General features: G+C 70.5%; 21 protein-coding genes. 9 read left to right on the top strand and 12 right to left on the bottom strand.

Features of this window, described 5'->3' with window-relative positions:
- Positions 1-6: 6 nt before the first annotated feature.
- From AB0I41_RS01225 to AB0I41_RS01190, 8 genes are all read left to right on the top strand, one after another.
- Entirely contained in the window at positions 7-912 is a 906-nt protein-coding gene (locus AB0I41_RS01225; protein ID WP_357100345.1) for a dihydrodipicolinate synthase family protein, read from the top strand.
- A complete protein-coding gene (locus tag AB0I41_RS01220) occupies positions 909-1,910 on the top strand; it encodes a proline racemase family protein (RefSeq protein WP_357100342.1) in 1,002 nt (333 codons plus the stop codon). The genes AB0I41_RS01225 and AB0I41_RS01220 overlap by 4 nt, the downstream gene beginning before the upstream one ends.
- Positions 1,907-2,590: a GntR family transcriptional regulator gene (locus AB0I41_RS01215; protein ID WP_357100340.1), complete on the top strand. Its 684-nt coding sequence runs from the start codon at positions 1,907-1,909 to the stop codon at positions 2,588-2,590. Before AB0I41_RS01220 ends, AB0I41_RS01215 begins: the two co-directional genes overlap by 4 nt.
- Positions 2,587-3,774: an FAD-binding oxidoreductase gene (locus tag AB0I41_RS01210; protein ID WP_357100337.1), complete on the top strand. Its 1,188-nt coding sequence runs from the start codon at positions 2,587-2,589 to the stop codon at positions 3,772-3,774. Before AB0I41_RS01215 ends, AB0I41_RS01210 begins: the two co-directional genes overlap by 4 nt.
- Positions 3,771-4,076, top strand: coding sequence for a (2Fe-2S)-binding protein (locus AB0I41_RS01205; RefSeq protein ID WP_357100334.1), 306 nt, complete (start codon positions 3,771-3,773; stop codon positions 4,074-4,076). Before AB0I41_RS01210 ends, AB0I41_RS01205 begins: the two co-directional genes overlap by 4 nt.
- On the top strand, positions 4,060-5,547 hold the full coding sequence (locus AB0I41_RS01200; protein ID WP_357100331.1) for an FAD-dependent oxidoreductase: 1,488 nt from the start codon (positions 4,060-4,062) through the stop codon (positions 5,545-5,547). Before AB0I41_RS01205 ends, AB0I41_RS01200 begins: the two co-directional genes overlap by 17 nt.
- A complete protein-coding gene (locus tag AB0I41_RS01195; protein WP_357100328.1) occupies positions 5,544-7,073 on the top strand; it encodes an aldehyde dehydrogenase (NADP(+)) in 1,530 nt (509 codons plus the stop codon). Before AB0I41_RS01200 ends, AB0I41_RS01195 begins: the two co-directional genes overlap by 4 nt.
- Positions 7,074-7,333: 260 nt before the next feature.
- Positions 7,334-9,928 (top strand): M64 family metallopeptidase, encoded by a 2,595-nt coding sequence (locus AB0I41_RS01190; protein ID WP_357100325.1) that lies wholly within the window; start codon positions 7,334-7,336, stop codon positions 9,926-9,928.
- A 145-nt stretch (positions 9,929-10,073) separates the two neighbouring features.
- Here AB0I41_RS01190 and AB0I41_RS01185 read toward each other — a convergent pair whose 3' ends face one another.
- Positions 10,074-11,168, bottom strand: coding sequence for a GNAT family N-acetyltransferase (locus AB0I41_RS01185; protein WP_357100322.1), 1,095 nt, complete (start codon positions 11,166-11,168; stop codon positions 10,074-10,076).
- Positions 11,169-11,224: 56 nt separating this feature from the next.
- On the opposite strand from AB0I41_RS01185, the gene AB0I41_RS01180 reads away from it, so the two are divergent.
- Positions 11,225-11,674 (top strand): MarR family transcriptional regulator, encoded by a 450-nt coding sequence (locus AB0I41_RS01180; RefSeq protein ID WP_357100319.1) that lies wholly within the window; start codon positions 11,225-11,227, stop codon positions 11,672-11,674.
- 272 nt (positions 11,675-11,946) lie between these two features.
- Here AB0I41_RS01180 and AB0I41_RS01175 read toward each other — a convergent pair whose 3' ends face one another.
- The 11 genes from AB0I41_RS01175 to AB0I41_RS01125 form a co-directional block, all read right to left on the bottom strand.
- Positions 11,947-13,224 (bottom strand): amidohydrolase, encoded by a 1,278-nt coding sequence (locus AB0I41_RS01175; protein ID WP_357100316.1) that lies wholly within the window; start codon positions 13,222-13,224, stop codon positions 11,947-11,949.
- Positions 13,221-14,312 carry a tartrate dehydrogenase gene (locus AB0I41_RS01170; protein WP_357100531.1) on the bottom strand — a complete coding sequence of 364 codons (1,092 nt, stop codon included), beginning with the start codon at positions 14,310-14,312 and terminating at the stop codon, positions 13,221-13,223. Before AB0I41_RS01170 ends, AB0I41_RS01175 begins: the two co-directional genes overlap by 4 nt.
- Before the next feature lie 2 nt (positions 14,313-14,314).
- On the bottom strand, positions 14,315-15,850 hold the full coding sequence (locus tag AB0I41_RS01165; RefSeq protein WP_357100314.1) for an ABC transporter substrate-binding protein: 1,536 nt from the start codon (positions 15,848-15,850) through the stop codon (positions 14,315-14,317).
- Between the two features lie 124 nt (positions 15,851-15,974).
- Positions 15,975-17,474, bottom strand: a complete 1,500-nt coding sequence (locus AB0I41_RS01160) for an aldehyde dehydrogenase family protein (RefSeq protein ID WP_357100311.1) — start codon at positions 17,472-17,474, stop codon at positions 15,975-15,977.
- Positions 17,471-18,487, bottom strand: a complete 1,017-nt coding sequence (locus tag AB0I41_RS01155) for an ABC transporter ATP-binding protein (protein WP_357100309.1) — start codon at positions 18,485-18,487, stop codon at positions 17,471-17,473. Before AB0I41_RS01155 ends, AB0I41_RS01160 begins: the two co-directional genes overlap by 4 nt.
- On the bottom strand, positions 18,484-19,410 hold the full coding sequence (locus AB0I41_RS01150; RefSeq protein ID WP_357100305.1) for an ABC transporter ATP-binding protein: 927 nt from the start codon (positions 19,408-19,410) through the stop codon (positions 18,484-18,486). The genes AB0I41_RS01155 and AB0I41_RS01150 overlap by 4 nt, the downstream gene beginning before the upstream one ends.
- 74 nt (positions 19,411-19,484) lie before the next feature.
- Positions 19,485-20,309, bottom strand: coding sequence for a GntR family transcriptional regulator (locus tag AB0I41_RS01145; RefSeq protein ID WP_357100302.1), 825 nt, complete (start codon positions 20,307-20,309; stop codon positions 19,485-19,487).
- Between the two features lie 113 nt (positions 20,310-20,422).
- Entirely contained in the window at positions 20,423-21,340 is a 918-nt protein-coding gene (locus AB0I41_RS01140) for an ABC transporter permease (RefSeq protein ID WP_357100299.1), read from the bottom strand.
- Positions 21,333-22,277: an ABC transporter permease gene (locus AB0I41_RS01135; protein WP_357100296.1), complete on the bottom strand. Its 945-nt coding sequence runs from the start codon at positions 22,275-22,277 to the stop codon at positions 21,333-21,335. The genes AB0I41_RS01140 and AB0I41_RS01135 overlap by 8 nt, the downstream gene beginning before the upstream one ends.
- 38 nt (positions 22,278-22,315) lie before the next feature.
- Positions 22,316-23,596 (bottom strand): FAD-binding oxidoreductase, encoded by a 1,281-nt coding sequence (locus AB0I41_RS01130; RefSeq protein WP_357100293.1) that lies wholly within the window; start codon positions 23,594-23,596, stop codon positions 22,316-22,318.
- A 19-nt stretch (positions 23,597-23,615) separates the two neighbouring features.
- Positions 23,616-24,290, bottom strand: a complete 675-nt coding sequence (locus tag AB0I41_RS01125) for a haloacid dehalogenase type II (RefSeq protein WP_357100290.1) — start codon at positions 24,288-24,290, stop codon at positions 23,616-23,618.
- Positions 24,291-24,394: the final 104 nt, after the last annotated feature.

The following is a 24,394-nucleotide window of genomic DNA, read 5'->3' as shown; positions in this document are numbered from 1 at the left end:
ACCTCAATGACCACCCCCACCAGGCCGTGGCGTGGCGTTCACGTCGCGACGGCACTGCCCTTCCACGACGACCTCTCCATCGACTACGACGCGTACGCCGAGCACGTCCGGTTCCTCGCCGCCGGCGGCTGTGACGGGGTGACGCCCAACGGATCGCTCGGCGAGTACCAGACGCTGACCCCGCAGGAGCGGGCGAGGGTCGTCGAGGTGGCCGTCCAGGCCGCCCCCGCCGGCTTCGGCGTCATGCCCGGCGTCGCCGCCTACGGCGCGCTCGAGGCCCGCCGCTGGACCGAGCAGGCCGCCGCAGCCGGGGCCACCTCCGTCCTGCTGCTGCCGCCGAACGCCTACCGCGCGGATCGCGGGGCCGTCGTCGAGCACTACCGCGAGGTCGCCCGGGCCGGGCTGCCGGTGGTCGCCTACAACAACCCGATCGACACGAAGGTCGACCTCACTCCCTCGCTGCTCGCCGAACTGTTCCATGAGGGCCTCGTCGTGGGCGTCAAGGAGTTCACCGGCGACGTCCGCAGGGCGTACGAGATCGGCGAGCTGGCACCCGGCCTGGACCTCCTGGTCGGTGCCGACGACGTGCTGCTCGAGCTGGGCATCGCCGGCGCCGTCGGCTGGATCGCCGGCTATCCGAACGCGATCCCGGAGAGCACCGTGGAGCTCTACCGGCTGGCCACCTCGGGCGACCCCGCCGACATCGCCAGGGCGCTGCCGATCTACCGCGACCTGCACCCGCTGCTGCGCTGGGACTCCAAGACCGAGTTCGTGCAGTCGATCAAGCTGTCGATGGACGTCTCCGGCCGCAAGGGCGGCGTCTGTCGTCCGCCGCGACTGCCGCTCCCGCCCGAGGTGGCGGCCAGGATCACCGCCGACACCGAAGCAGTCCTGGGCAAGGGCTACAAGTGAGGTCCCGCCGCACGTTCCACGCCGTCGACTCGCACACCGAGGGCATGCCCACCCGAGTGGTCGTCGGCGGCATGGGCACGATCCCCGGGGCGACCATGGCCGAGCGCAGGTTGTGGTTCATGGAGAACAGCGACGACGTTCGGACGCTGCTGATGTACGAGCCGCGCGGCCACGCCGCGATGAGCGGCGCGATCCTGCAGCCGCCGACTCGTCCCGACGCCGACTACGGCGTGCTCTTCATCGAGGTCTCCGGGCTGCTGCCGATGTGCGGCCACGGCACGATCGGGGTCGCGACGGTGCTCGTCGAGACGGGGATGGTGCCCGTTGTCGAGCCGGTGACCACGATCAGGCTCGACACCCCCGCCGGGCTGGTCGTCGCATCCGTGACGGTGCGGAACGGTGCGGCGGAGTCGGTCACCATCCAGAACGTCCCGTCGTTCGTGCACGCGCTGGAGCGGAAGGTCGAGGTGCCGGGCTTCGGCGAGGTCGGGTACGACATGGCTTTCGGCGGGAACTTCTACGCGATCGTCGATCTGGCGGAGCTGGGGCTGCCCTTCGACCGGTCCCGCGCCGGTGACCTGCTGGCCGCCGGTCTGGCGATCATGGAGGCGGTTAACGAGCAGGACCGGCCGATCCACCCCGAGCGCGACGACATCAACGGCTGCCACCATGTCTATCTGAAGGCCCCCGGCTCGACCGCCAGGTTGTCGCGGCACGCCATGGCCATCCACCCCGGCTGGTTCGACCGTTCTCCCTGCGGCACGGGCACGAGCGCCCGGATGGCGCAGTTGCACGCGCGCGGCGAACTGGGTATCGGTGAGGACTTCGTCAACGAGTCGTTCATCGGCACCCGCTTCACCGGGCGGCTGCTCGACGAGACCACGGTCGGGGCACTGCCCGCTGTGCTGCCGTCGATCACCGGCCGGGCGTGGGTCACCGCAACCTCGCAGTTCCACCTCGATCCCACCGACCCGTTTCCCGCGGGGTTCCTGCTGTGAGCCCGGTGCCCGTCCCCGACCTGCCTGGTGTCGGCCGGAAGGAGAACCTCCGCGACCGGATCAGGGACGCCCTGCGTGCCGCGATCATCTCCGGCAAGCTGGAGCCCGGCGTGGTCTACTCGGCTCCGGCGCTGGGCGCGCAGCTCGGCGTCTCGCCCACACCGGTGCGGGAGGCCATGCTCGACCTGGTGAAGGGGGGCCTGGTCGTCCCCCAGCCGAACAAGGGCTTCCGGATCACGGAGATGTCCGAGGAGGACCTCGACAACCTGGCCGCCGTGCGGCTGCTCATCGAGCCGCCGACCGTGCGGGACACCGTGGCGGTGATCCCGAAGGAGGACATCCCCGAACTGCGGACGCTGGCGCAGGCCATCGTCGATGCGGCGGAGCGCGGCGACCTGGTCGGTTACATCGAGGCCGACCACGTCTTCCACCTGACCCTGCTCGGCTACAGCCGTAACCGGTTCCTGATGGACGTCGTCTCCGACCTGCGCTCGCAGACCCGGCTGCTCGGCCTGACCCCGCTGCTGGAGAGCGGCAGGCTGGGCCGCTCGGCCGCCGAGCACCACGAGCTCCTGGACTTCATCGAAGCCCGCGACCCGTCCGGGGCCGAGTTGCTGATGCACCGGCACATCGGCCACGTGCGAGGTCTGTGGGCAGGTGGCGCGAAGGACACGTCATGAGCGAGCGTCAGCGAGCGAACCGTCAGCACAGCGCGGACCTCGTGGTCGTCGGGGCGGGCGTCGTGGGCGCGGCCAGCGCGTACTTCGCATCGCTGGCGGGGGTGCGGGTGGTCGTCGTCGAGCGCGGCGCGATCGCCGGGGGCACCTCCAGCGCCGGCGAGGGCAACGTGCTGGTGTCCGACAAGGAGGCCGGTCCCGAGCTCGACCTGGCGTTGTACTCGCAGCGGGTCTGGCGTGAGGATCTCGCGGAACACGCCGATCTGTGGGAGTTCGAGTCCAAGGGCGGCCTGGTCGTCGCGGCGTCGGAGCAGAACGTCGCGTCGCTGCGCGAGCTCGCCGTCCGCCAGCGCCGGTGCGGTGTCGAGGTCCGTGACGTCGCGCGGACCGAGTTGCGTGACTACGAGCCGCATCTTTCCCCGGAGCTCGCCGGGGGCGCCTTCTACCCGCAGGACGCCCAGGTCCAGCCGATGCTGGTCGCGGCGCACCTGCTGCGGCTGGCCCGTGCGCGTGGGGCGCAGGTGCGTACGCGTACCGAGGTGACGGGGTTCCTGCGCGACGGCGCCCGGGTGACGGGCGTGCGGACGCCCGGCGGCGACATCCCCGCCGGGGCGGTGTTGAACGCCTCCGGCACGTGGGCCGGCGGCGTCGCGGGCCTCGCCGGGGTGCGCGTCCCGGTGCTGCCCCGGCGCGGCTTCGTCCTGGTCACCCAGCCGATGCCGCCCCGGACGATCCGCCACAAGGTGTACTCCGCCGAGTACGTCGGCGACGTGGCCAGCTCCGACGCGGCCCTGCAGACCTCGCCCGTCGTCGAGGGGACCGCCAGCGGCAGCATCCTCGTCGGCGCGTCGCGCGAGCGGGTCGGTTTCGACCGGGCCGTGTCCGTCCCCGCGATCGGCACGCTCGCGGCCAAGGCGATCGCGCTGTTTCCGATGCTTCGGGAGGTCCGCGCGATGCGCACCTACCTCGGCTTCCGCCCCTACTGCCCCGATCACCTGCCCGTCATCGGTCCCGACCCCCGCGCGCCCGGCCTCTGGCACGCCTGCGGCCACGAGGGCGCCGGCGTCGGCCTGTCCGCCGGGACCGGCAAGCTGATCGCCCAGGCGCTCGTGGGCGAGCGGCCCGACCTGGACCTCACGCCGTTCGCCCCGGACCGGTTCGCCGACGCCGAGGAGGCGCTGCGATGACTCATCAGATGACCTTCCGCGGTGCCACCGTTCCGGCTGACCCCGGCCAGAGCGTCGCCGCCGCGCTGGTCGCCGCCGGAATCCTCGACTGGCGCACCACCCGCAAGGGCGGCAGGCCCCGGGGGCTGTTCTGCGGCATCGGCGTCTGCTTCGACTGCCTGATCACCGTCGACGACGTCCCCGACCAGCGCGCCTGCCTGGTCACCGCCGCCGATGGCATGAGCCTCGGCGACGACGCCGAGACCGGCGCAGACCTCGAAGACGCCGGCGAGCGGAGGAACGACGATGCCACCCGTGCATGACGTCGCCGTGGTCGGCGCGGGCCCGGCCGGGCTCGCCGCCGCCGTCGAGGCCGCCGAGGCCGGGCTCGGCGTCGCCCTGATCGACACCGCCGGACAACCCGGCGGGCAGTACTGGCGGCACTACGACGAGAACCACGCCCGCCCCGACGATCGCGTCGGCCAGCACGGCTGGCCGGTCTTCACCGGGCTGCGGGACCGCATGTACGCCCTCCGCGCCGCCGGCCGGATCCACTACCTCCCCGGGCACCAGGTCTGGCTCATCACCAGGGGCGAGAGCGGCGCGTTCACCCTCCGGGTGACGGCCGCCACGTCCACGGCCGATGGGGCCGACCATACGTTCATCGCGCGGGCGCTGATCCTGTGCCCCGGGGGATACGACCGGCAACTGCCGCTCCCCGGCTGGGACCTGCCCGGCGTGATGACCGCAGGGGGAGTGCAAGCCCTGCTCAAGGGGCATCGCACGGCGGCGGGACGGCGAGCCGTTGTCGCCGGCACCGGCCCGTTCCTGCTTCCCGTGGCCACCGGCCTCGCGCGGGCCGGGGTGAGCGTCGCGGCCGTCGTCGAGGCCAACGGAACGCTCGGCTGGCTGCGCGACCCGGTCGGCGCGATCTCCGCGCCGGGCAAGGGTGTCGAGGCACTGCAGTACGCGGCGCTCATGGCCCGGCACCGCATCCCGTACCGGACGAGGACCGTGATTCGTCAGATCCTCGGTACGGACAGGGTCGAGGCGGTCCGGATCACCAGGGTGGACCGCGACGGCCGCCCGGCCGGACCGGACGAGGAGATCGCCGCCGACCTCGTGGCGCTCGGGTGGGGCTTCACCCCTTCGCTCGAACTGCCGCTCATGCTCGGCGCGGAGACGGCGAAGGACGTCGACGGATCCCTCGTCGTGGTCGTTGACGACCATCAGCGCAGCACCGTCGAGGGGCTGTACGTCGCGGGCGAGGCGACCGGCGTGGGCGGCGCGGCCCTGGCCGTCCACGAGGGACGGCTGAGCGGGCTCGCCGTCGCCGCCGCACTGGGCCAGCCGGCCGACCCGGCCGTGATGAGGCGGCTGCGAAGCGCCGTCCGGCGGGGGCGCCGGTTCGCCGCCGCCATGCACCGGACCTATCCGGTGCCGCGGGCGTGGCCGCAGTGGCTGTCGGAGACGACCCCGGTCTGCCGCTGCGAGGAGGTCTCGTACGGTGACCTGCGCCGGGCGCACGACGACCTCGGCGCGGAGGATGCGCGCACGCTGAAGATGCTGGCCCGGCCGGGGATGGGCTGGTGCCAGGGACGGGTGTGCGGCTTCGCCACCACCGAGATCGCGGCCTGTCTGAGCAGGCGCGAGACCACGTCGGAGGACCTGCGCCCGCTGGCCACCCGCAGCCTCGCCGTACCGGTGCCCCTGGCAGAGCTCGCCGCCCTGGCCGAAGACACGACGCCCGTCGAGGCGACCGAAGACACGACGGAAAAGAGGACGAGACCGTGAGTGACGTGCTGAGCATCGACCCGCGTACCGGAGAGCCGCAGGGACGCGTCGCGACCGAGTCGACGGCGGAGGACGTGGACGAGGCGGTGCGGGCCGCCGCCGCAGCCGGCGCGGCACTCAGGGACCGCGCCGCGCGGGCAGACCTGCTACGCACGGCTGCCACGTTCCTGGAGAAGAGCGGCGAGGAGATCATCGCGACTGCCGATGCGGAGTCGGCGCTCGGCCGGGTACGGCTCACGGGCGAGCTCGCCCGCACGTGCTACCAGCTCCGCGCATTCGGGGACGTGGTCGAAGCCGGCGCCTACCTGGACGTGATCATCGACCATGCCGACCCGCTGGCGAAGCCCGCGCCCCGCCCCGACCTGCGGCGCTACAAAGTGCAGCTGGGCGTGGTCGCGGTCTTCGCGGCGAGCAACTTCCCGCTGGCCTTCAGTGTGCCGGGCGGCGACACCGCGAGCGCGTTGGCCGCGGGGTGCCCGGTGGTGGTCAAGGCGCACCCGGACCATCCGGCCACCTCCGTCCTGTGCGCCCGGATCCTCCGCTCGGCGGCGGCTGAGGTCGGGCTGCCCGAGGACGTCGTCCGCCTGGTCCACGGCTTCGACGCGGGCCCGGAACTCGTACGCCACCCACTGACAGCGGCCGTCGGGTTCACCGGCTCGGTGCGCGGCGGTCGCGCGTTGTTCGACCTCGCGTCCTCCCGGCCGCGGCCGATTCCATTTCACGGCGAGCTGGGCAGTCTCAACCCGGTTGTGGTGACCGCGCGGGCGGCCGAGACCAGAGCGGAGGAGATCGGAGCGGGGCTCGCTGCCTCGTACACCCAGGGTCTGGGCCAGTTCTGCGTCAAGCCGGGTCTCGTCCTCCTCCCCGAGGGACCGGCGGGTGACGCCGTCATCCGGGCGGTCGCCACGGCGGCGGTGCCGTCCGGGCCGCTGCTCGACCCGCGCATGCGCGCGGCGTTCCTGGCCGGCGTCCGCTCCCGCGTCGCGCTTCCCGGCGTGACGGAACCGCTCACAGCGGGGGAGGCCGGCGATGACGAGACTCCGCTGGCCATCCGGCCGGGCGTGCTGACCGTCGCCGCGTCGCGGCTCGCCGAGGGTGGGCCGTACCGGGAACTGCTGGAGGAATGCTTCGGGCCGGTCACCGTGCTGGTCCGCTACGGCTCGACGGCGGAGCGGGACGCGGTGCTCCGCGCCCTCCCGGGCAACCTCACAGCGACCGTGCACCTGGCTGCCGACGAACGGGACCATGTGGCGGCGGAACTGGTCGCCGGGCTGAGCGAGATTGCGGGGCGGGTCGTCGTGGACGGTTGGCCCACCGGGGTGACGGTCGCCCCTGCCATGCATCACGGCGGACCTTACCCCGCCTCCACCAGCGGCTCGACCTCGGTGGGAAGCACCGCGATCGAGCGCTGGCTGCGCCCGGTCTGCTACCAGAACACCCCCGACCCGCTGCTCCCACCGGAACTGCGCGAGGCCAACCCGCTCGCCCTTCCCCGCATGGTCGACGGCGTCCGTAGGACCTCGTAGCGGTTCAGGTGCCGGCGCTTGCGGGCTTCGCTGTGGCAGTCGACCTCCTGCTCGGATGTCGGGCAGTCGACCAGGCTGAGTTGGTGGTCGAGGGCCGAAGCCGCCCTTGGTGAAGTCCCGGTGGATCGGCGCGTTGCGACGTTGGACGGCCGGTGCCCACGGAAGTTCCGTCAGGTGTCTGGTGATTCCTGAGCCTTGCCGGAATTAGCTTCAGGTGGCCGGAGGGAAATGCCGGCGGACGAAGGTGAGGTGGATAGCCAGTGAGACTCAAGGTCGCGACCCTCGCGGCGGTAGCCTTGGTGGCCGGCTTGCTGAGCGCCGGCCCGGCGAGCGGCGCTCCGGCGGACAGCCCGCCGATGCCATTGCCCAGCCCGAAGGTGCATCCGATTCAAGTCACCGGCCCGTCGACTGAGCGGCTGAATCTGATCATTCTCGGTGACGGCTACCAGTGGGACCAGCAGCGGCTCTTCCTGGAGGACGTGGACCGCAACCTGGCCGTCATGTGGGCCACGGAACCGTTCCGGACCTACCGCGACTACATCAACGTGTACGCGGTGGAGATCGCCTCGATCGACTACGGCGTCCGGTGCGACCCCGATGGCCGGGTACGCCACCCGGACGGCACGATCCGTGACAGCGGCCAGCGTGAGGGTCCGATCAACGCCAAGAACACCGCGCTGCGCATGATCTTCCAGGACGGCTGTAACGACCCGCTGTCGCGCGGCACCGTTTACGGCGGCGCGCCGCTGGACTGTGCCAGCTACGCCGCCTACTACCCGGCCGGGGTCAACCCCTGCGAGACCGGCACCCAGGCGCAGAACCGGATCATCGACACCTACGTGGCGCCGGTGATGGGCATCCCCCGTACCGCGCAGAACGTGCAGACCCTGGCGATCTTCAACACGTTCACGTACGGCGGGATCGGCGGTACGAACGCGACGACCTCCGGCGGCTCCCCGCAGGGGCCGCTGATCTCGTTGCACGAGATCGGCCACTCGCTCGGCACGTTGGTCGACGAGTATCCGTACTCCTCCCGTGACGTGGTGCGGAACTGCTACACCGGCGGTGAGCCCAGCAGCTTCCACCACACCACCTACAGCGATCCGCAGAAGATGGTCGGGGACCAGCACAAATGGTGGCGGTGGATCGGCGAGGAGAGCCTGTCCGGCGGCACGATCGGGGTGCACGAGGGCGGCGGCATGTACCCGTGCGGCCAGCGTCGGCCGAGCCAGCACTCGATGATGCGCTGGATCGGGTTCGACTTCGACCAGATCGGCCGCGAGCACATGGTCGCCCGGGTGACAGGTATGCGTAACTCCGGGCAGATGAACGTCCGGCACACCCCGCTGGGCACGGTGGCGTCCGACGGTGTGCTGTGGGTCGAGACCGGGCAGCCGCGTTACCACGAGCTGCAGGTCACCTGGCGGATCGGTGGACCGGACGGCACCGTGCTCGACACGCACAACAGCCGCAACCTCGACCTCGGTGAGCTGGACCTGCCCGCCGGGACCGTGGTGCATGTCGAGGTGCGTGACCCGGTGGGGCCGGACGGCGTCGACTGGGTCCGCAACCCGTCGACCAGCAACACGGCCACGAACTCGGGCTACAACGGAGCGCGGTTCGTGCAGACCCGGCAGTGGACGGTGGGTGACACGAAGACGGCGCCGTCGTCGCCCGCGGCGACCATCACCGGCGCCACGCTGAACACCCAGCCGGTCGCCGGTGACGAGGTGGTCTACGTGCGGACCAACCACCTGGACGACCGGATCCCCGAGGTGACCTGGTCGCTCGACGGCAAGACGCTGCCGAACCCGCACAACAGCAGCAACCTCGACCTCGGTGCGCTGAATCTGGCGCCGGGCACCTACAAGCTGGCCGCGGCGGTGACCGACCCGGCCGATCCGGGTGGCGTCTCCGACCGAATCGAATGGACCGTCGACAACGCACGGCCGACCGCACCGCGCACCCTGTCGGAGCCGCTGACCCGGCTCGCGGACGGCATGGAGCACCCGGTGTACTTCGACGGTTGGGACATGTGGCTGACCCCGCAGGACGACCACACCGGGTATGCCGAAGACCGTCACGTCGTTGGCCAGCTCCGGCTGGACAAGGACGGGTGGTTCAACTACTTCGGGTTCCCCGAGCAGCCGATGCCCGCGTCGCCGTTCAAGTTCCGCCACTCGGGCACGACCGTGAAGGCGCTGACGTACGGCAACCTCGGCACCGGCGGTCTGTCGAAGGCGGCGTTCGAGCAGACGCTGCCGGACAACCATCCGGGCGGCGGGTTCGTGCCGGGCTTCGGCACACACCTGGTGGAGCACCGGGCGATCGACCCGGCTGGCAACATCGGTGAGCCGAGCGCCTACCGGGCCACCGTGCTGCCGGGCTCGTCGCCCGACTGCACGAGGACGCTCACCGGCCAGCAACCGCGAGTCGTGGCCAGCGAGGGCGTGACCTGCCTCAAGAGCGCCCAGGTGGCCGGTGGGGTATCGGTGCGTCCAGGCGCTTCGTTGGTGGTCAGCGACAGCTCGATCGACGGCGGGTTGACGGCGACCGGCGCCCAGGCGGTGCAGCTGTTCGGCAGCACGGTGAACGGCCCCGCCCGGATCACCGGAGCCACCCGGGACGTGACGATTGCCGGCAGCACCTTCGACGGCTCGCTCACCCTCTCGGACAACGTCCAGGTGACCGCCAACGAGCGGTTCAGCCGGCTGGCCGGCGTCTACGGGCCGATCCTGGTCGGTAGCCGGGTCAACGGATCGCTGAGCTGCACCGGCAACAGCGCGGCGGTCAAGGACTTCGGCGCACCGAACACGTTGAACGGTGCCAAGGGCGGTGACTGCGCGGCTCTGTAGCGCGCCGTCGCCGCAACGGAAACAGGTGGTGGGCCGGCAATCGCCGGCCCACCACTCGCGCTCTGGCGCGAACGGCGGACTTCGTCTCATCGCACCCGTCACGTCGCAGGCCGCACGCTGACGACATGATCCACGAGACACGTTGTCAGGCGGTCAACTGCCGCTGCTTGGCGAGGTAGACGCTGTCGTCCGGGGTACCGTCGGCGGCGGTGAGGGCATAGCCGGCGCGCTCGTACAGCGCGATGTTGCGCGTGCTGCGGTGGCCGGTGAACAGCGCGCAGTGCGTGGTCTCCTCAGGGGCCTGCTCTTCGGCGTACGAGAGCAGCCAGGAGCCGATGCCATTCCCGGCCTGGTCGGGAGCCACCATCAGGCGACCGATCAGCCACGCCCGCTCGTGTGCCCGGGCTCGGACCGCCGCGACGAGGCGTCCGTGCCGGCGTACGCACCACAGCTGCCAGGTCGACATCGAGGCGCGCAGGTCCTCGAGTGTCTCCCGTAGCGGCGCCAGGTCGAGGGTGTCGTTCGCGAGGGCCTCCTGTACCCAACAGCACCGCTGGAGCACGAGCAGTTCCGCCAGGTCGTCCGCCCGCGCTGTGGTCAGCGTCAGGCCATCGACCGGCCCGGGAATGCTGGTGTCTTCACTGTCGGCCCCGGTGCGCAGGGACCGCATCGCCCAGGCCACCCGGCTCAGCTCGAGCAGCACATCGCGGGCAGCTCTCTCGATTCCTGCGGACTCGATCACCTGTCCGTTGCGGGTGCTGTCGGCGATACGTAGGGCGACGGTGGCGCCGATGGGCATCATCTTCAAGGTCGTGACGACCTGCTTGGTCATCTGTACGGACCGAGTGCCGGCCGAGGTGTTGCCGTAGCTGACGAACCCCACCGGCTTCCACGCCCACTCGTGGTAGAGGAAATCGAGGGCGTTCTTCAACGCCGCCGGCATGCCGTAGTTGTACTCAGGCGTGACCACGACGAATGCGTCAGCTGCGGCCACCCGTCGGCTCCACGCGCGGGTGTGTTCGTGGACGTAGATGCCGCTGGAGGGATGCTCGGGCTCGTCGAGCAGTGGCAGTCCGATGTCGGCCAGGTCCGCGACGTCGACGGCGATCCCGTCACGTGCGGCTTCCGGAAGGGTTGCCCGGACAAACCAGTCGGCGATCGCAGGTCCGAGCCGCCCGGGGCGGGTACTCGCGACGATGACGAGGATGTTCATGGGCGCGTTCGGGGGTGTCGATGACATGTCAACGAACGTACATCGGCCTTCAATGACGTGTCAACAAACGGTAGGGTGACGGGGTGGACACTGCCTGGCTGAGTGAGGACGAGGAACAGGGGTGGCGTGCCTTCCGACGCCTGCTGACAGCGCTGCCGGCGCGGCTCGGCCGGGACCTGGCCCGCGACTCGGGGCTGTCACCGGCGGACTACGAGGTGCTGAGCACACTGTCGGAGAAGCTGAACCGTCGGTGGGCGCTCAAGGACCTCGCCGCCAAGATGGAGTGGTCGCGCAGCCGACTGTCCCACCACGCGGCCCGCATGCAGGGCCGGGGCCTCATCGACAAGGAGCCCGACCCGCAGGACGCGCGGGGCTGCATCCTGCACCTGACAGACGACGGCTTCATGGTGCTGGAGGAAGCCGCCCGGCACCATGTCGTCTCCGTGCGCTCGCGCTTCCTCGATCACCTGAGCTCCGACGAACTCGCGGTGCTGCGCAAGCTGTCGACCCGGATCGCCGACCTGCCAGACTGAGACTGCACCGCCGACCAGGTCGGGGTGCTGTTGGTGTGCCGTCCTCCCCGTGGTCCGGGCGCGCTGGTTCTCGCACGTTCCGTTCCCACTGCTGTACATGGCGCCGGTGGCCTGTTTCTTGGCGCTGGGTTTCGCTGCCTGAGCACCCCACCACCTCGACGGCCGGGCACCCGACCGAGGGGAGCCCGGCTGTCTCCGTCGCCGTGGCTGGTCCGCCCCTCGGCGACCCGCCCGCACCAAGAAGTGAGTACATCCGGCACGGGGCGGGGCAATCAGAACGGGCATCGGGATCGGATGAACGCGGCCAGGAGGTCGGCGGCCGGGGCCAGCACGGCCTCGTCCAGGTCGAAGGTCGGCGAGTGATGCGGTCCGTATGTTCCGGAACCCACGAGCAGGTATCCGGCGAGTCCGCCGCGTTCCTGGACGTGCCGCATGAACAGCGTCGCGTCGTCGCTTGCCCGCAGCGGACGCGGCGGCAGAAGACGTAGACCGCAGCTCGGGGCGAGGGTTTCGATCCTGGTGAGGACCGCGCTGTCGGTGGACGCGCTGGTTGCCCAGCCGGTTCTGGCGATGTCCACGGTGACCCCGTGCATGGCGGCCGCGCCGTGGATGACGTCGCGGGCACGCCGCTCCAGGTCGTCGTGCTCGGCGGCGCCGTCGGCCCGGATCTCGGCGCCGAGGACGGCACGGGCGTTGACGATGTTCGCCGCGCCGGGTGCGTGCAGCGTCCCGACGTTGACGCGGGTGGTCGCGGTCGCGTAGCGCGGCAGCGCGTGCAGGCCCAGGACGGCGGACGCCGCCGCCAGCAGGGCACTGCGGCCCTCCTCGGGCGCTCCGCTGGCGTGGGCGGCGACCCCGGTGAACTCCGCGCGCAGCTTCGAGGTCCCGTACAACTCGGTCGCGGCCGCGACGCACCCGTCCGGGGTACCGAAGCCGAGGTGGACGGCCAGTAGGACGTCGACGTCGTCGACAAGTCCGGCAGCCACCATGGGAGCAGCGCCGCGGACCCCCTCCTCGGCGGGCTGGAACAGCAGGCGTACGGTGCCGGGGAACTGCCGGTCGGACAGCAGGGCTGCTGCCCGCAGCGCGATGGCCACGTGCCCGTCGTGTCCGCAGGCGTGCATCGCGCCGTCGATGCTTGAGCCGAAACCCTGCGCTGCGGGGTGGTGACTGCTGGAACCACTTTCCTGGATCGGCAAGGCGTCCATGTCTACCCGCAGGGCGACCAGTGGACCCGGGCGTGCGCCCCGTAGCTCCGCGACGAAGGCGGTGTTTCCGTCCCGGAAACGGTGCACGGACGCCGCCGGCACCCCCCGCGCGGCGGCCCGCTGGACGGCGGCGTCGAGTTCGTCACGGCTCGGCACACCAGGGTGACTGCTTACGTCGACGAGGTCGCCGCCGCCACGTAGCTGCCAGCCCAGGTCGGCGAGGACGCCCCAGGCAAGGTCGGCGGTCTCGATCTCGAGGAAGCCGATCTCGGGTCGCCGGTGCAGACGACGGCGGACGGCGGTCGCGTCCAGTGGATCCGGCGATCGCTGGCGCGTGCTCACGGCGTTCCTCCCGCGAGGGCACGGACGACAGCGGTCGTGAACTGCTCGGTGCTCGCCGTACCGCCGAGATCGGGTGTGGCGATCCCCGCGCGCAGGACGTGCTCGAAGGCGGACACCAGACTGGCGGCAGCCGCGGGTTCGCCGAGATGGTCCAGCATCATGGCCGCCGCCCAGAGGGTGCCGACCGGATTGGCGATGCCCAGGCCGGTGATGTCGGGTGCCGATCCGTGCACGGGCTCGAACATCGATGGGTATGTCTTGGTCGGGTCGAGGTTGGCGCTGGGCGCAACCCCGATCGACCCGGCCAGGGCGCCGGCGAGGTCGGAGAGGATGTCGCCGAACAGGTTGGAGGCGACGATGACGTCGATGCTCTCCGGCCGCAGCACGAGCCGGGCGGCCAGGGCGTCGATGAGGACCTTTTCCAGCTCCACCCCGCTGCCGGCGACCACCTCGGCCACCACCTCGTCCCAGAACGGCATCGTGTGGATGATGCCGTTGGATTTCGTCGCCGAGACCAGCCGGCCCGAGCGTCGCCGGGCCAGGTCGGTGGCGAAGCGTGCCACCCGTTCGATGCCGGCCCGGGTGAACACCGCCTCCTGAACGGCGAACTCGCCGGGCCGGCCGCGGTTGACCCGGCCGCCGACCTCGCTGTACTCGCCTTCGACGTTCTCGCGTACGACGACGAGGTCGATCGGGGTGTCCGAGCGTAACGGTGAGCGGATTCCGGGCAGAGATCGGACCGGCCGGAGGTTGACGTACTGCACGAACTCCCGGCGGATGGGGATGAGCAGACCCCACAGGGTGATGTCATCGGGAATGTCCGGTGCTCCGACGGCGCCCAGCAGGATGGCGTCGGCGGAGGCCAACTGCTCGAGGCCGTCGACGGGCATCATGCGCCCGTGCGCCCGGTAGTGGTCGCACCCCCACCCGCGGTCGCGCCACTCGACGGTGAATCCGAACGTTTCCGCCAGGAGGTCGACGCAGCGGACCGCGGCGGGGACGACCTCGGTGCCGATGCCGTCACCGGGGACGACATCGACAACGTGGTGCCGTGTCGTCCCGGTGCCGGGGTGTTCGGGGAGGGTCATGGTCACGACAGTTTCGTGTCCTTCGTCAGCAGGGTGCGCTCCAGCGGGTCGGTCGGCACGCCCCGGACGTTGTGCGCCACGCCGATGGTGAGGCTCTCGTGGACGAGCGGGACGAACGCCACGTCGGTGGCGAGCTGGGTGGCGATCTGACCGTAGAGGGCCTGGCGCTTGGCCGTGTCCGCCGTGGTCCCGGCCTCCGCGACGAGTTTGTCGACCTGCGGGTTGCAGTATCCGGCGAGGTTGAAGCCGCCCTTGCAGGTCTCGTCCGAGCGAAGCATGCTGATGGGCTCGGGCAGGTCGATGAGATGGTTGCGGGACAGCAGGGTCGCCTGGAAGTTACCGCTCATGAGGTCGTCCTCGACCGAGGCGTACTCCCCGGTGCGGATCTTCACGGTGATGCCGGCCTCCGCCAGTTGCGCCTGGATCACCTGGGCGAGGTCGGCGAACTCGGGCCGGTCGGAGTAGGCGATGAGCTCGAAGCCGAGGGACTTGGGGTCGATGCCGGCGGCGGCCATGATGGCCTTGGCGGCGGGGGCGTTTCCCTGCACCGGGTGCAGTCCGGCCGGCGTCCAGGGCTCGTCGGGGGTGAACGGTCCGGCCGCCGCGGTGGCGGTGCCCTCGTAGACACCCTTGACGATGGCGTCGAGTCCGAGGGCGTTCTGGATTGCGCGACGGGCCTCGATCCTGTTGAAGGGGGCTTTGCGGGTGTTGAGGTAGAGGCCCGTGGTGCGGGGCAGTGAAGCCTGCTCCAGGGTGATGCGGTCGTCGCCCTTCAGGGGGGTGAGACTGGTGACGGGGAGGTTGGCGGCCACCGAGACCTCACCGGTACGCAGCTGCGTGGCGCGGGTGGAGCCGCTCTCGGCGTAGCGGATTTCGGCGCTGTCGAGGGCGACGTCCCCGCCCCAGTAGTCGTCGTTGGCGGTCAGTGACAGCGACTGGCCCGTTCCGGTGCTGGTGATCTTGAACGGCCCGGTGCAGGTGCCGACCGGGTTCGTGGTGGTGCCGGAGAACGCCTCGGGGGCGAGGATCCCGGTGTTGGGAACGCTGACCCGTAGCGGCAGGAAGTGGTCCTCGTCGGGCGTATCGATCCGTACGGTCCGGTCGTCGGCGGCGGTGACCGTGGAGATGACGCTGGGGGAGAAGCTGCGCGGCGGCGCAGTGGCCTTCAGGAGCCGGTTGAGATCGTCGGCGACGACCTTGGCGGTGAGCGGGGTGCCGTTCTGGAATTTGGTCTCACGGATGGTGAATGTCCAGGACGTGGGTGCCGTCTGCTTCCAATCCGTGGCCAGACCTGGCTGGGCCTGGTTGTTTCCGTCCACGGTCACCAGGGTTTCCAGGCAGCCGGCGCGGGTGAGGGTGAAGGCGTCGTCGGTCTCCAGCGCGTACCCGGAGTCGGGTGCCCACAGGTCGGCGATCACCAGCTTGGAGCTGCCGCCTGCGGTGGCGTCGTTGCTCCCGGAGTCGAACGAGCAACCGGCGAGGACGACGAGGGCTGTCGACAAGCCGGCGAGGGTGGTCAGGGTGCGGGTTCCGTCCATGATGGTGTTCCTCAACGTCGTTGGATGGAGAACAAAGGGGACATGGCGACCACGGCATGACCGGCTGCCGTCCGCTCATCCAGGTCGGGCGGGCGGGCCGATCGGTATTGTTCGGTGAGGAAATTCAGCTGATGGAGGTCAGCCGGGCTGCGATGACCTTGGGTGCGGTCATCGCCACGACGGCGCTGGTGACGCCTTCCCGGCCGATGCCGCTGCGGTGGAAACCACCGAACGGCATGGCGTCGATACGGAAGTCGGACGTGTCGTTGATCATTACTGCGCCGGCCCGCAGGCGGCGGGCCGTGCGTAGGGCTGCGGTGGTGTCGCGGGTGAAGACCCCGGCCTGCAGACCGGCGGCCGGGCGGTTGGCCTGGTGCACGGCGTCGTCGAGACCGGCCACGGGCAGCACGCTGACCACGGGGCCGAAAATCTCGTCGGTGACGATGGGATCGTCGGGGGCGAGGTCGGTGAGGATGGTCGGCTGGTACGTGGCTCCCTGACGGACCGCTCCAGCGCGTACGACCGCGCCGCGGGCGACGGCCTCCTCGATCCGGCGCTCCACCCGCCGCGCGGCTGCCGTGTTGATCAAGGGCCCGACGTCGGTGCTCTCGTCGTGCTTGCTGCCGACGCTGAGCTGGGCGGTCGCATGGGTCAAGTGGCTGAGCAGTTCCTCGTAGTGCTCAGCGACCACGTAGACCCGCTGCACCGACAGGCAGTTCTGCCCCGCGCACCCGAACGCCCCCTCAGCTATGGCCTGCGCGGCTGACACCAGGTCGACGCCGTGGTCGACGATGACCGGGTTGGATCCGCCCAGCTCCATCAGCAGGGTCCGGGCGCCGGCCAGACGGGCCACCTCGTCAGCGGTGCGGACCCCGCCGGTGAAGGAGACGACGTCGACGCCGGGGTGCGACACCAGCTCCCGCCCGGCGATCGGGCCGCCCGGCAGCACGGCGATCCGATCGCCGGGAACGCCGGCCTCGAGGAGTAGCTCGGCAAGGGCAAGTGCGGACAGCGGCGTTGCCTCGTGCGGCTTGACCGCGATGACGTTGCCGGCCAGCAGGGCCGGGCCGACCTTGTGCGCCACGAGGTTCAGCGGGTCGTTGAACGGCGTGATGGCAGCGACGACCCCGAGCGGCTCCCTGCTGCTCCACCCGAGCCGGTCCGCACCAAGGGAGGTGTCCTCGAACGGCACGCTGGTGCCCTGCAGGGCGTGTCCCGCACCGGCGGACAGCCGCAGGGTCTCCGCCGCCCGGGCCACCTCCCGACGGGCATCTCTGATGATCTTGCATCCCTCGGAGCTTACGATGCCGGTGAACCGTTCGGCGTGCTGCTTCACCAGTTCGGCAGCGCGGTGCAGGGCCTCCCGGCGTTGCCACAGCGGCCAGTCGGTACCGTCGGCAGCGGTGGTGACCCGGAAGGTGTCCACCAGCGCGTCGACGGCCGTGCCTACCTCTGCGGCGGTGCTGTCGGCGACCTCGCCGAGGAAGCCGCCGGTTTCGGGATCGGTGATGGCGGTGGTCCGGGTCGTTTCCTGCCAGCGCCCGCCGGCGTACGCCTTACCGGGTGGGGTCCAGCGGGTGGCGGGCGCGCTCGCCGTGGCGGTACGTTCGGTCATGAGGCTCATGCGCGGCTCTCCTCAACGGCCAGCAGCTTCCTGCTCCCCGTCCAGCGGTGACAGCGGACTTGGTGGCCTTCTCCGGCGTCGACGAGGTCGGGTTGCTCGGCACGGCACCGGTCGGTGGCCAGCGGACACCGGGTGTTGAAGAGGCAGCCGGGAGGCGGGGAGACGGGGCTGGGTGGTTCACCTTTGAGCCGATCCGGCGTAGCGGCGTCGATACGGTGTCCGTGACCGGAATCCAACAGCGCCAGGGTGTAGGGGTGCAGGGCACCGGTGAAGAGGCTGTCGTGCGTGGCCATCTCCACGACCTGCCCGAGGTAGAGAACCGCCACCCGGTCGGCGAGGAACTTGACCACCCGCAGGTCGTGGGAGATGAACAGCATGCTCAGCTCCCGTGAGCGACGCAGGTCGACCAGTAGGTTCAGGATGGTCGCCTGCACCGAGGCGTCCAGGGCCGACACGGGCTCGTCGCAGACGAGCAGCTGGGGCTCCAGCAGAAGGGCTCTGGCGATGACCACCCGCTGCAGCTGCCCGCCGGAGCAGTCTCCTGGCCGGCGTGCCAGGAAGCTGTCGTCCAGGCCCACCTCCGCCAGCGCGTTGGTGACCCGGCGCAGGCGCTCCTGCGGGGTACCGATGCGGTGTTGCTGCAGCGGGGCGAGCAGCGATTCCTGCAGCGTCATCCGCGGGTCCAGGGCGGCGTGCGGGTCCTGGAAGACCAGCTGCGCCGACCGGCGCAGCTGGCGCAGCTGGGCGCCGCGCAACGTGCCGACCCTCAGTCCGGCGACATCGATCCGTCCGGAGTCGGCCGGTACGAGGCCGAGCAGGAGACGAGCGAGTGTGCTCTTGCCCGAGCCGGATTCACCGACCAGCCCCAGCACCTCTCCCACGCGGATACGCAGGGACACGTCCTCGACACAGTGCAAGTGCAGTCGGCGCCCGAAACGGTTGCGGGGCAACGGGTACTGCTTGGTGACGTGGTCGATGGTGGCGATGTCGGAGTTCTGCGCGACGTCGTTCATGCCGGAACCTGCCGTCGGGTGTCGATGGTGACCCAGCAGCGGGAGTTGCGGTGGGTACCGCAGCAGGCGAGGTCGGGTTCCTCGCTGTCACAGTGGGAGCCCAGTTCCGCGTCACCGGCCGCGACGGCGCAACGCGGGCGGAATCGGCAGCCGTAACTGACGGCGCGTGCCGAGGTGGCGTTGCCGGGGATGGCGTGCAGGTGGCCGGTGTCGTCGGGTTGCAGGGTGGAGCAGCGCAACAGGGCCTGGGTGTACGGGTGCTCGGCGGCGGTGAGGATGTCGGCGGCCGGTCCGTCCTCGACGATGCGGCCGGCGTACATGACGGCGATGCGGTCGGCGATGGAGGCGACGGTGGTGATGCTGTGGGAGATGAACAGGACCGACATTCCGGTCTCGGCCTGCTGGGTGGCGATCAGCTGCAGGATCTGCGCTTCGACGGCGACGTCCAGGGCGGTGGTGGGTTCGTCGGCGATGAGGACATCGGGGTGGGCGGCCAGCGCCATCGCGATCATGACGCGCTGGGCCATGCCGCCGGACATCTGGTGCGGATGGTCGCCGGCGCGGCGTTCGGGATCGGGGATCCCGACGGCGGCGAGCAGCTCCACGACCCGGCGGCGGGCGGCCTGCCGGCTCATGCCGAGGTGCCGGCGCAGCGGCTCGGCGACCTGGCTGCCGACGGTCGCGGTCGGGTCGAGCATCCGCTTGGGCTGCTGGTAGAGCATTGCGATGCGCCGGCCGCGGACGTCGTCCAACGCCCGTGAGGAGGCGGCGAGCAGGTCCAGGTCATCCAGCTGCAGGGCCTCGGCGTGCATGTGTAACCCGGCCGGCAGCATGCGCAGCACCGAGTGGGCGGTCATGCTCTTGCCCGACCCTGATTCGCCGACCAGGGCCAGTACCTCGCCGGGGTTCAGGGTCAGGCTCATGCGGTCGAGGATGGGCGGGGCCTGTCCGGGCCGTCCGGCGTGAACGGTCAGGTCGCGAACCTCCAGACGTGCGCTCATGGCTGCTCCCGGGGGTGTGGTGGGGCCTGGTGGCCCTCTCCGTGGTTGCCGTGGCGGTAGCTGTCGGCGTGGTCGTGAACGATCTGGTCGTGCGCCGACGGGCCGTAATGGTGATGCGGGTGGGGGTGCAGGCCGTGCTTGAGCGGTTGGCCCGACGCCGCCGCCTGGAGGTCGCCGGGGTCGCCGAAGTGATGGTCCAGAAGCGTCCTGGCGGCGGACTTGTCGCCGCTGGCGATGACGTGCAGCAGTTGCTCGTGCTCGGCCGACAGGTCAGAACGATCGCTGTAGCTGTCGACGATCATCCGGAAGCACAGCCGCATCTCGTTGGCGATGAGTCCGTACAGCCGATCCAGCCTGGTGCTGCCGGCAGCACCGACCAGGCGGCGATGAAAAGCGAGGTCGAGGGCGGCCAGGGCGCTCTTGTCCGCGCGGGCGGCGGCGTCCTTCATGCGCGCGACGATCACTTCGAGATCGGCGACGAGGCCCGCGGAGACCCCTCGGGCGGTGACCCGGCGCAGTGCCTCGCGCTCGATTGCCTGGCGGGCGACGAAGATGTCTTCCAGGTCCTCGCTGGTCAAGGCGGGGACGAAGATCCCGCGGCGGGGATAGCTGACCAGCAGCCCTTCCTGCACCAGACGCTGCATCGCCTCCCGCAGAGGGCCGCGGGAGACCTCGAAGTACGCCGCGAGCTCGACTTCGTTCATCTGGGTGCCGGGCGGGAACTCCCCGTCGAGGATGCGGTCGCGCAGCAGCCCGGTGACCACCTCCGCGAGGGTGCGCTTCGAGGTCTTGGCCGCCGCGGCCTGGGTCTGGTGGCTCATGGGTGTACTTCTCCCGGTTTGGGTGCCGTTCCCGTCGCTCACGGTCCGCAGTTGCAGGACTGCGTGAGCGTGTTCAGTCTGACCGCTGCGGACGTGCAGCGGGGCTCCGGGGGTCACGAGGACCTGCCTCTCCGGGCCCGGCGCATTTCCAGGCCGCGGCCGATGAGTGTGACGCTGAGAGCGGCGAAGAAGATCGCGGCACCGGGTGCCAGGACCAGCAGCGGCGCCCGGTCGAGGTATGGGGTGGCCTCGGACAGCATCGAACCCCAGTCGGAGGACGGCGGCTGGACGCCAAGCCCCAGGTAGGACAGGGCGCCGACGGTGATGAGCTTGTGACCGAAGCGCACTGCCGCGTGGGCCAGCAACGGGGGCAGGGCGTTGGGAAGCAGGTGGCGGCGGATGATGAACCACCCCGAGCAACCCAGGGCCTGAGCCGCTTCGATGAAGTCACGGCCGTTGAGTTCCAGCGCGACACCGCGGGCCAGCCGGCAGAACGGGGTCCACCCGCCGATGGTCAGGGCGAGCAGCAACGTCAGGTCACCGGCGCCGAGGACCGCGACGAGGAACAGCGCGACCACCATTTCCGGGAAGGCCAGCAGGATGTCGGTGACGCGCATGACGATGCTGTCGAGCAGACCACCCCGCCGCGCGGCAAGGAACCCCACGAGAGTGCCGGTGGCGGCACAGATCACCAGCGTGATCGAGGCTACGGCGAGGGAGAACCGGCCCCCGCTCAGCAGCCTGCTGAGCACGTCACGGCCCAGGTGGTCGGTGCCCAGCAGGTGGGCCGCGGAGGGACCTTCCAGCCGGCTGACGAGGTCCTGCTGGGCCGGCGGGTAGGGCGCCAGCCACGGTGCCAGCAGCAGGAGCATGGCGATCACCCCGAACAGGATGGCCCCGGCCAGCAACGCAAGTGGCCACCTTCCACGCCCGTGGCGGGCCGGGCCGGCGATGGTGATTTCGGGCGGTGGAGGCGGATGCGCAGCGCCGGATTCGTGGCGACGGGCGCCGTCGCCGAAGACGTCAAGCACGGACACGGCCAGTCCTCGCAGTCGGGTTGATGACGGTGTAGAGGACATCGGTGAGGGTGGTGATGATCACGGCCAGGCCGACGACCGCCACGACGCCGCCCTGGATGAGCGGGACGTCGTTGTTGATGACCGCGTCGTACATCAGCCGCCCCACGCCGGGCACCGCGAAGATCACCTCGACGACGACGGACCCGCCGAGCAGGCCGGCCAGCCAGACCGCGAACAGGGTCAGGACCGGCAGGATGGAATTGCGCAGGCCGTGACGCAGCATGGCCTGGGCGAAGCTCAACCCGCGGCTGCGGGCGGCGGTGATGTAGGGCGCCTCGAGGACCTCGATCATCGACGAGCGGGCGACCTGGGTGAAGTAGCTCATCGGCCGCAGCGCCAGGGTCAGGCAGGGCAACACCATCGACGACGGCCCGTTCCAGCCGGAGGATGGCAGTGCGCCGAGCTGCAGGGCGAACACCAGCACCAGGACCGGGGCGAGCCAGTACTCCGGGACGGCCACGAAGGCCTGCGTGATGCCGGTGATCGCCCCGTCGAGCGTGGTTCCGCGCCGCACCGCGCAGACGGCTCCCAACGGAACCGCTACCAACAGGGCGAACAGAAGGGCGAGAACGGCGATCGTGGCGGTGACCGACAACGCCCGCATCAGCTGGGGAAGGACCTCCGTGCCGTTGGTGAACGACCGACCGAGATCACCCTGCAGCGCCGCGCCCAGCCAGGACAGGTACTGCTGGAGCAATGGCCGGTCCAGCCCGTACTCGGTTCGGAGGCGGGTCAGCGTCTCCGGGTCCTGGACCAGGTCGCCCACCCGAGCCCGCAGGATCCGTGCGGCTGGATCCCCGGGCGTGACATAGGGAATGAGGAACACCAGGAACGAGGCGACCAGCAGGGTCGTCACGAGGACGGCGAACCGTCTCAGCACGTACAACACTCGGGGAACCTCCGGGTCATCGCGCGTTCTCGGATCGGTCAGCGCACGGTGTCGAGTGCGCGGAAGAACGCCCCGGCGGCTGGCAGGAACCACGGCGGCCCGAAGTGACCGGGCACCGGCGGGAACGCCAGACCCTGCCACGGATTGGCCGTGGGATCGCCGCCGATGACGTCGGCCATGACCTTGCCCATGTGGGTGGCCATCTGGACCCCGTGGCCGCTGTAGCCGACGGAGTAGTGCATCCCGTCCCGTACGCCGGCGTGGACCATCTGATCCATCGTCATGTCGACCAGCCCGCCCCAGCAGTAGTCCAGCCGGACGTCACGCAGCTGCGGGAACACCTCGGTGATGGCCTTGCGGAGGATCTGTCCGCTCTTGAGGTCCGACTGGGCGTCGGACAGAGCGAACCGGGCGCGCCCGCCGAACAGCAGCCGGTTGTCCGGCGTGGGACGGAAGTAGTACAGCAGGTTCTTGGTGTCCGACGCCATTCGCCGGTGCGGCATGAGCTGGGCGACGAGGTCGTCCGGCAGGGGTTCGGTGACGACGATGAAACTGCCCACCGGCACGATGCGGCGGCGCAGCCATGGGGTCAGTGACCCCGTGTACCCGCTGGTGGCGACGAGCACGTCGGAGGCGGTCAGCGCGCCGCGGGTGGTCTGTACCTCGTGCCCGCGGCCCGGGCCGATGCGGCGGACGCCGGTTACCGCGGCGTTCTCCGCCGCCAGGGCGCCGTGACCGACCGCGGCGCGGGCCAGCCCCATGACCAGCTTGCCGACGTGGGCGCCCGCCCCGTTCGGATCGACCTGCGCACCGTGATAGCGGTCGCTGCCGAGCTCGTCCCGGATGCGGCTGCGGGGGACCAACTGGACCGAGCGTCCGACGAGCTCCTCGATCATCTGCGCCGAACGCTCCAGAGCGGCGTAGTGCGCCAGCTTGGCGGCCAGGGTGAGCTTGCCGGAGCGTTCGAAGTCGCAGTCGATCTTCTCGTCGGTGACGATCTTTTCGATGGTGTCGATCGCGTCGTCGTAGGCGGTGAACATCGTTGCCGCCCGCTCCGGGCCGTACCGCTTGACCGCGGCCGGGAAGGAGATGGCCAGGCCGGTCGTGGCCATGCCGCCGTTGCGGCCGGAGGCCCCCCAGCCCACGGTGTGGGACTCCAGCACCGCGACACTGGCGCCGCGGCGTGCCAGATGCAGCGCGGCGGACAGCCCGGTCAACCCGGCGCCGATGACCGCGACGTCGACGTGCCGGGGGATCTCGGTGCGGCGGAAGTCGCCGGCCGGTTCGGCGGTGTCGAGCCAGTAGCTGGTCAGCTTCACGACGTCCTCCTCGCGGAGCTCAGAGACCCAGCACGGCGGGGACGCCGGACAGGTCGGTGGTTTCGGCGTACTGGTAGAAGGGCGTGGAGGGGTCGTAGCCGCGGTTGACGTAGATCTTGTGCGGGATCCGCAGTTCGTGGGCGGGGATCAGGTCGTACCAGATGTGCGAGGCGACGTGGACGATCTCGTCGCGTTCGCAGCCCAGCTGGTCGAGCAGGTACTCGAAGGCCTGGTAGCGGGGCTTGTACGCCCTGGCCTGCTCGGCGGTGAACACCTTGTGGAAGGGGGCACCGAGCTTCTCGACGTTGTGCTGCAGCTGGTCGTCGACGGCGTTGGAGAGGATCACCAGCGGGTAGGCGTCGGCGAGCTTGGCCAGGGCCGCGGGAACGTCCGCATGGGGACCCCAGGTCGGCACGCAGGCCACGATGGCCTCCCCGTCGGAGGGGCGGTAGCCGATGTTCCAGCGTTCGCAGGTGCGCTTGAAGGAGTCCTTGAGCACGTCGGGGTAGAGCTTGAACTCGCCGAGCACCTCGTCCATCCGGTAGGCGCGGTAGTCCTTGAGGAAGACCGGCATGTCCGCTTCGGAGATCCGGTCGGCGACCAGCGGCTTGACGGTGAGGTTGAGGTCAAAGCTGGTCAGCGTTCCGTAGCAGTCGAAAGTGATGTATTTGGGGCGCACGCTGGTCAGGTCCACGAGCAGTTCCTCCGGTGGCGGTCGGTCCTGTGGGAGTGGGAGCGTCGGTGGTCGGTCCGGTGAGGGCCGGAGCCCGTCGGTGCGACCGGGCCCTCGGCGAGCGG

Source organism: Micromonospora sp. NPDC050200, assembly GCF_040656135.1.
Classification (GTDB): domain Bacteria; phylum Actinomycetota; class Actinomycetes; order Mycobacteriales; family Micromonosporaceae; genus Micromonospora.
Note: the sequence above shows the minus strand (reverse complement) of the source record. Positions and strands in the feature narration are given on the sequence as shown.

Bases quoted from the DNA above. Each gene is read 5' to 3' on its own strand.
- AB0I41_RS01185 (WP_357100322.1), bottom strand. From the start codon at position 11,168: ATGTCATCGACACCCCCGAACGCGCCCATGAACATCCTCGTCATCGTC.
- AB0I41_RS01165 (WP_357100314.1), bottom strand. From the start codon at position 15,850: ATGGACGGAACCCGCACCCTGACCACCCTCGCCGGCTTGTCGACAGCC.
- AB0I41_RS01170 (WP_357100531.1), bottom strand. From the start codon at position 14,312: ATGACCCTCCCCGAACACCCCGGCACCGGGACGACACGGCACCACGTT.
- AB0I41_RS01155 (WP_357100309.1), bottom strand. From the start codon at position 18,487: ATGAACGACGTCGCGCAGAACTCCGACATCGCCACCATCGACCACGTC.
- AB0I41_RS01160 (WP_357100311.1), bottom strand. From the start codon at position 17,474: ATGAGCCTCATGACCGAACGTACCGCCACGGCGAGCGCGCCCGCCACC.
- AB0I41_RS01150 (WP_357100305.1), bottom strand. From the start codon at position 19,410: ATGAGCCTGACCCTGAACCCCGGCGAGGTACTGGCCCTGGTCGGCGAA.
- AB0I41_RS01205 (WP_357100334.1), top strand. From the start codon at position 3,771: ATGACTCATCAGATGACCTTCCGCGGTGCCACCGTTCCGGCTGACCCC.
- AB0I41_RS01200 (WP_357100331.1), top strand. From the start codon at position 4,060: ATGCCACCCGTGCATGACGTCGCCGTGGTCGGCGCGGGCCCGGCCGGG.
- AB0I41_RS01210 (WP_357100337.1), top strand. From the start codon at position 2,587: ATGAGCGAGCGTCAGCGAGCGAACCGTCAGCACAGCGCGGACCTCGTG.
- AB0I41_RS01145 (WP_357100302.1), bottom strand. From the start codon at position 20,309: ATGAGCCACCAGACCCAGGCCGCGGCGGCCAAGACCTCGAAGCGCACC.
- AB0I41_RS01225 (WP_357100345.1), top strand. From the start codon at position 7: ATGACCACCCCCACCAGGCCGTGGCGTGGCGTTCACGTCGCGACGGCA.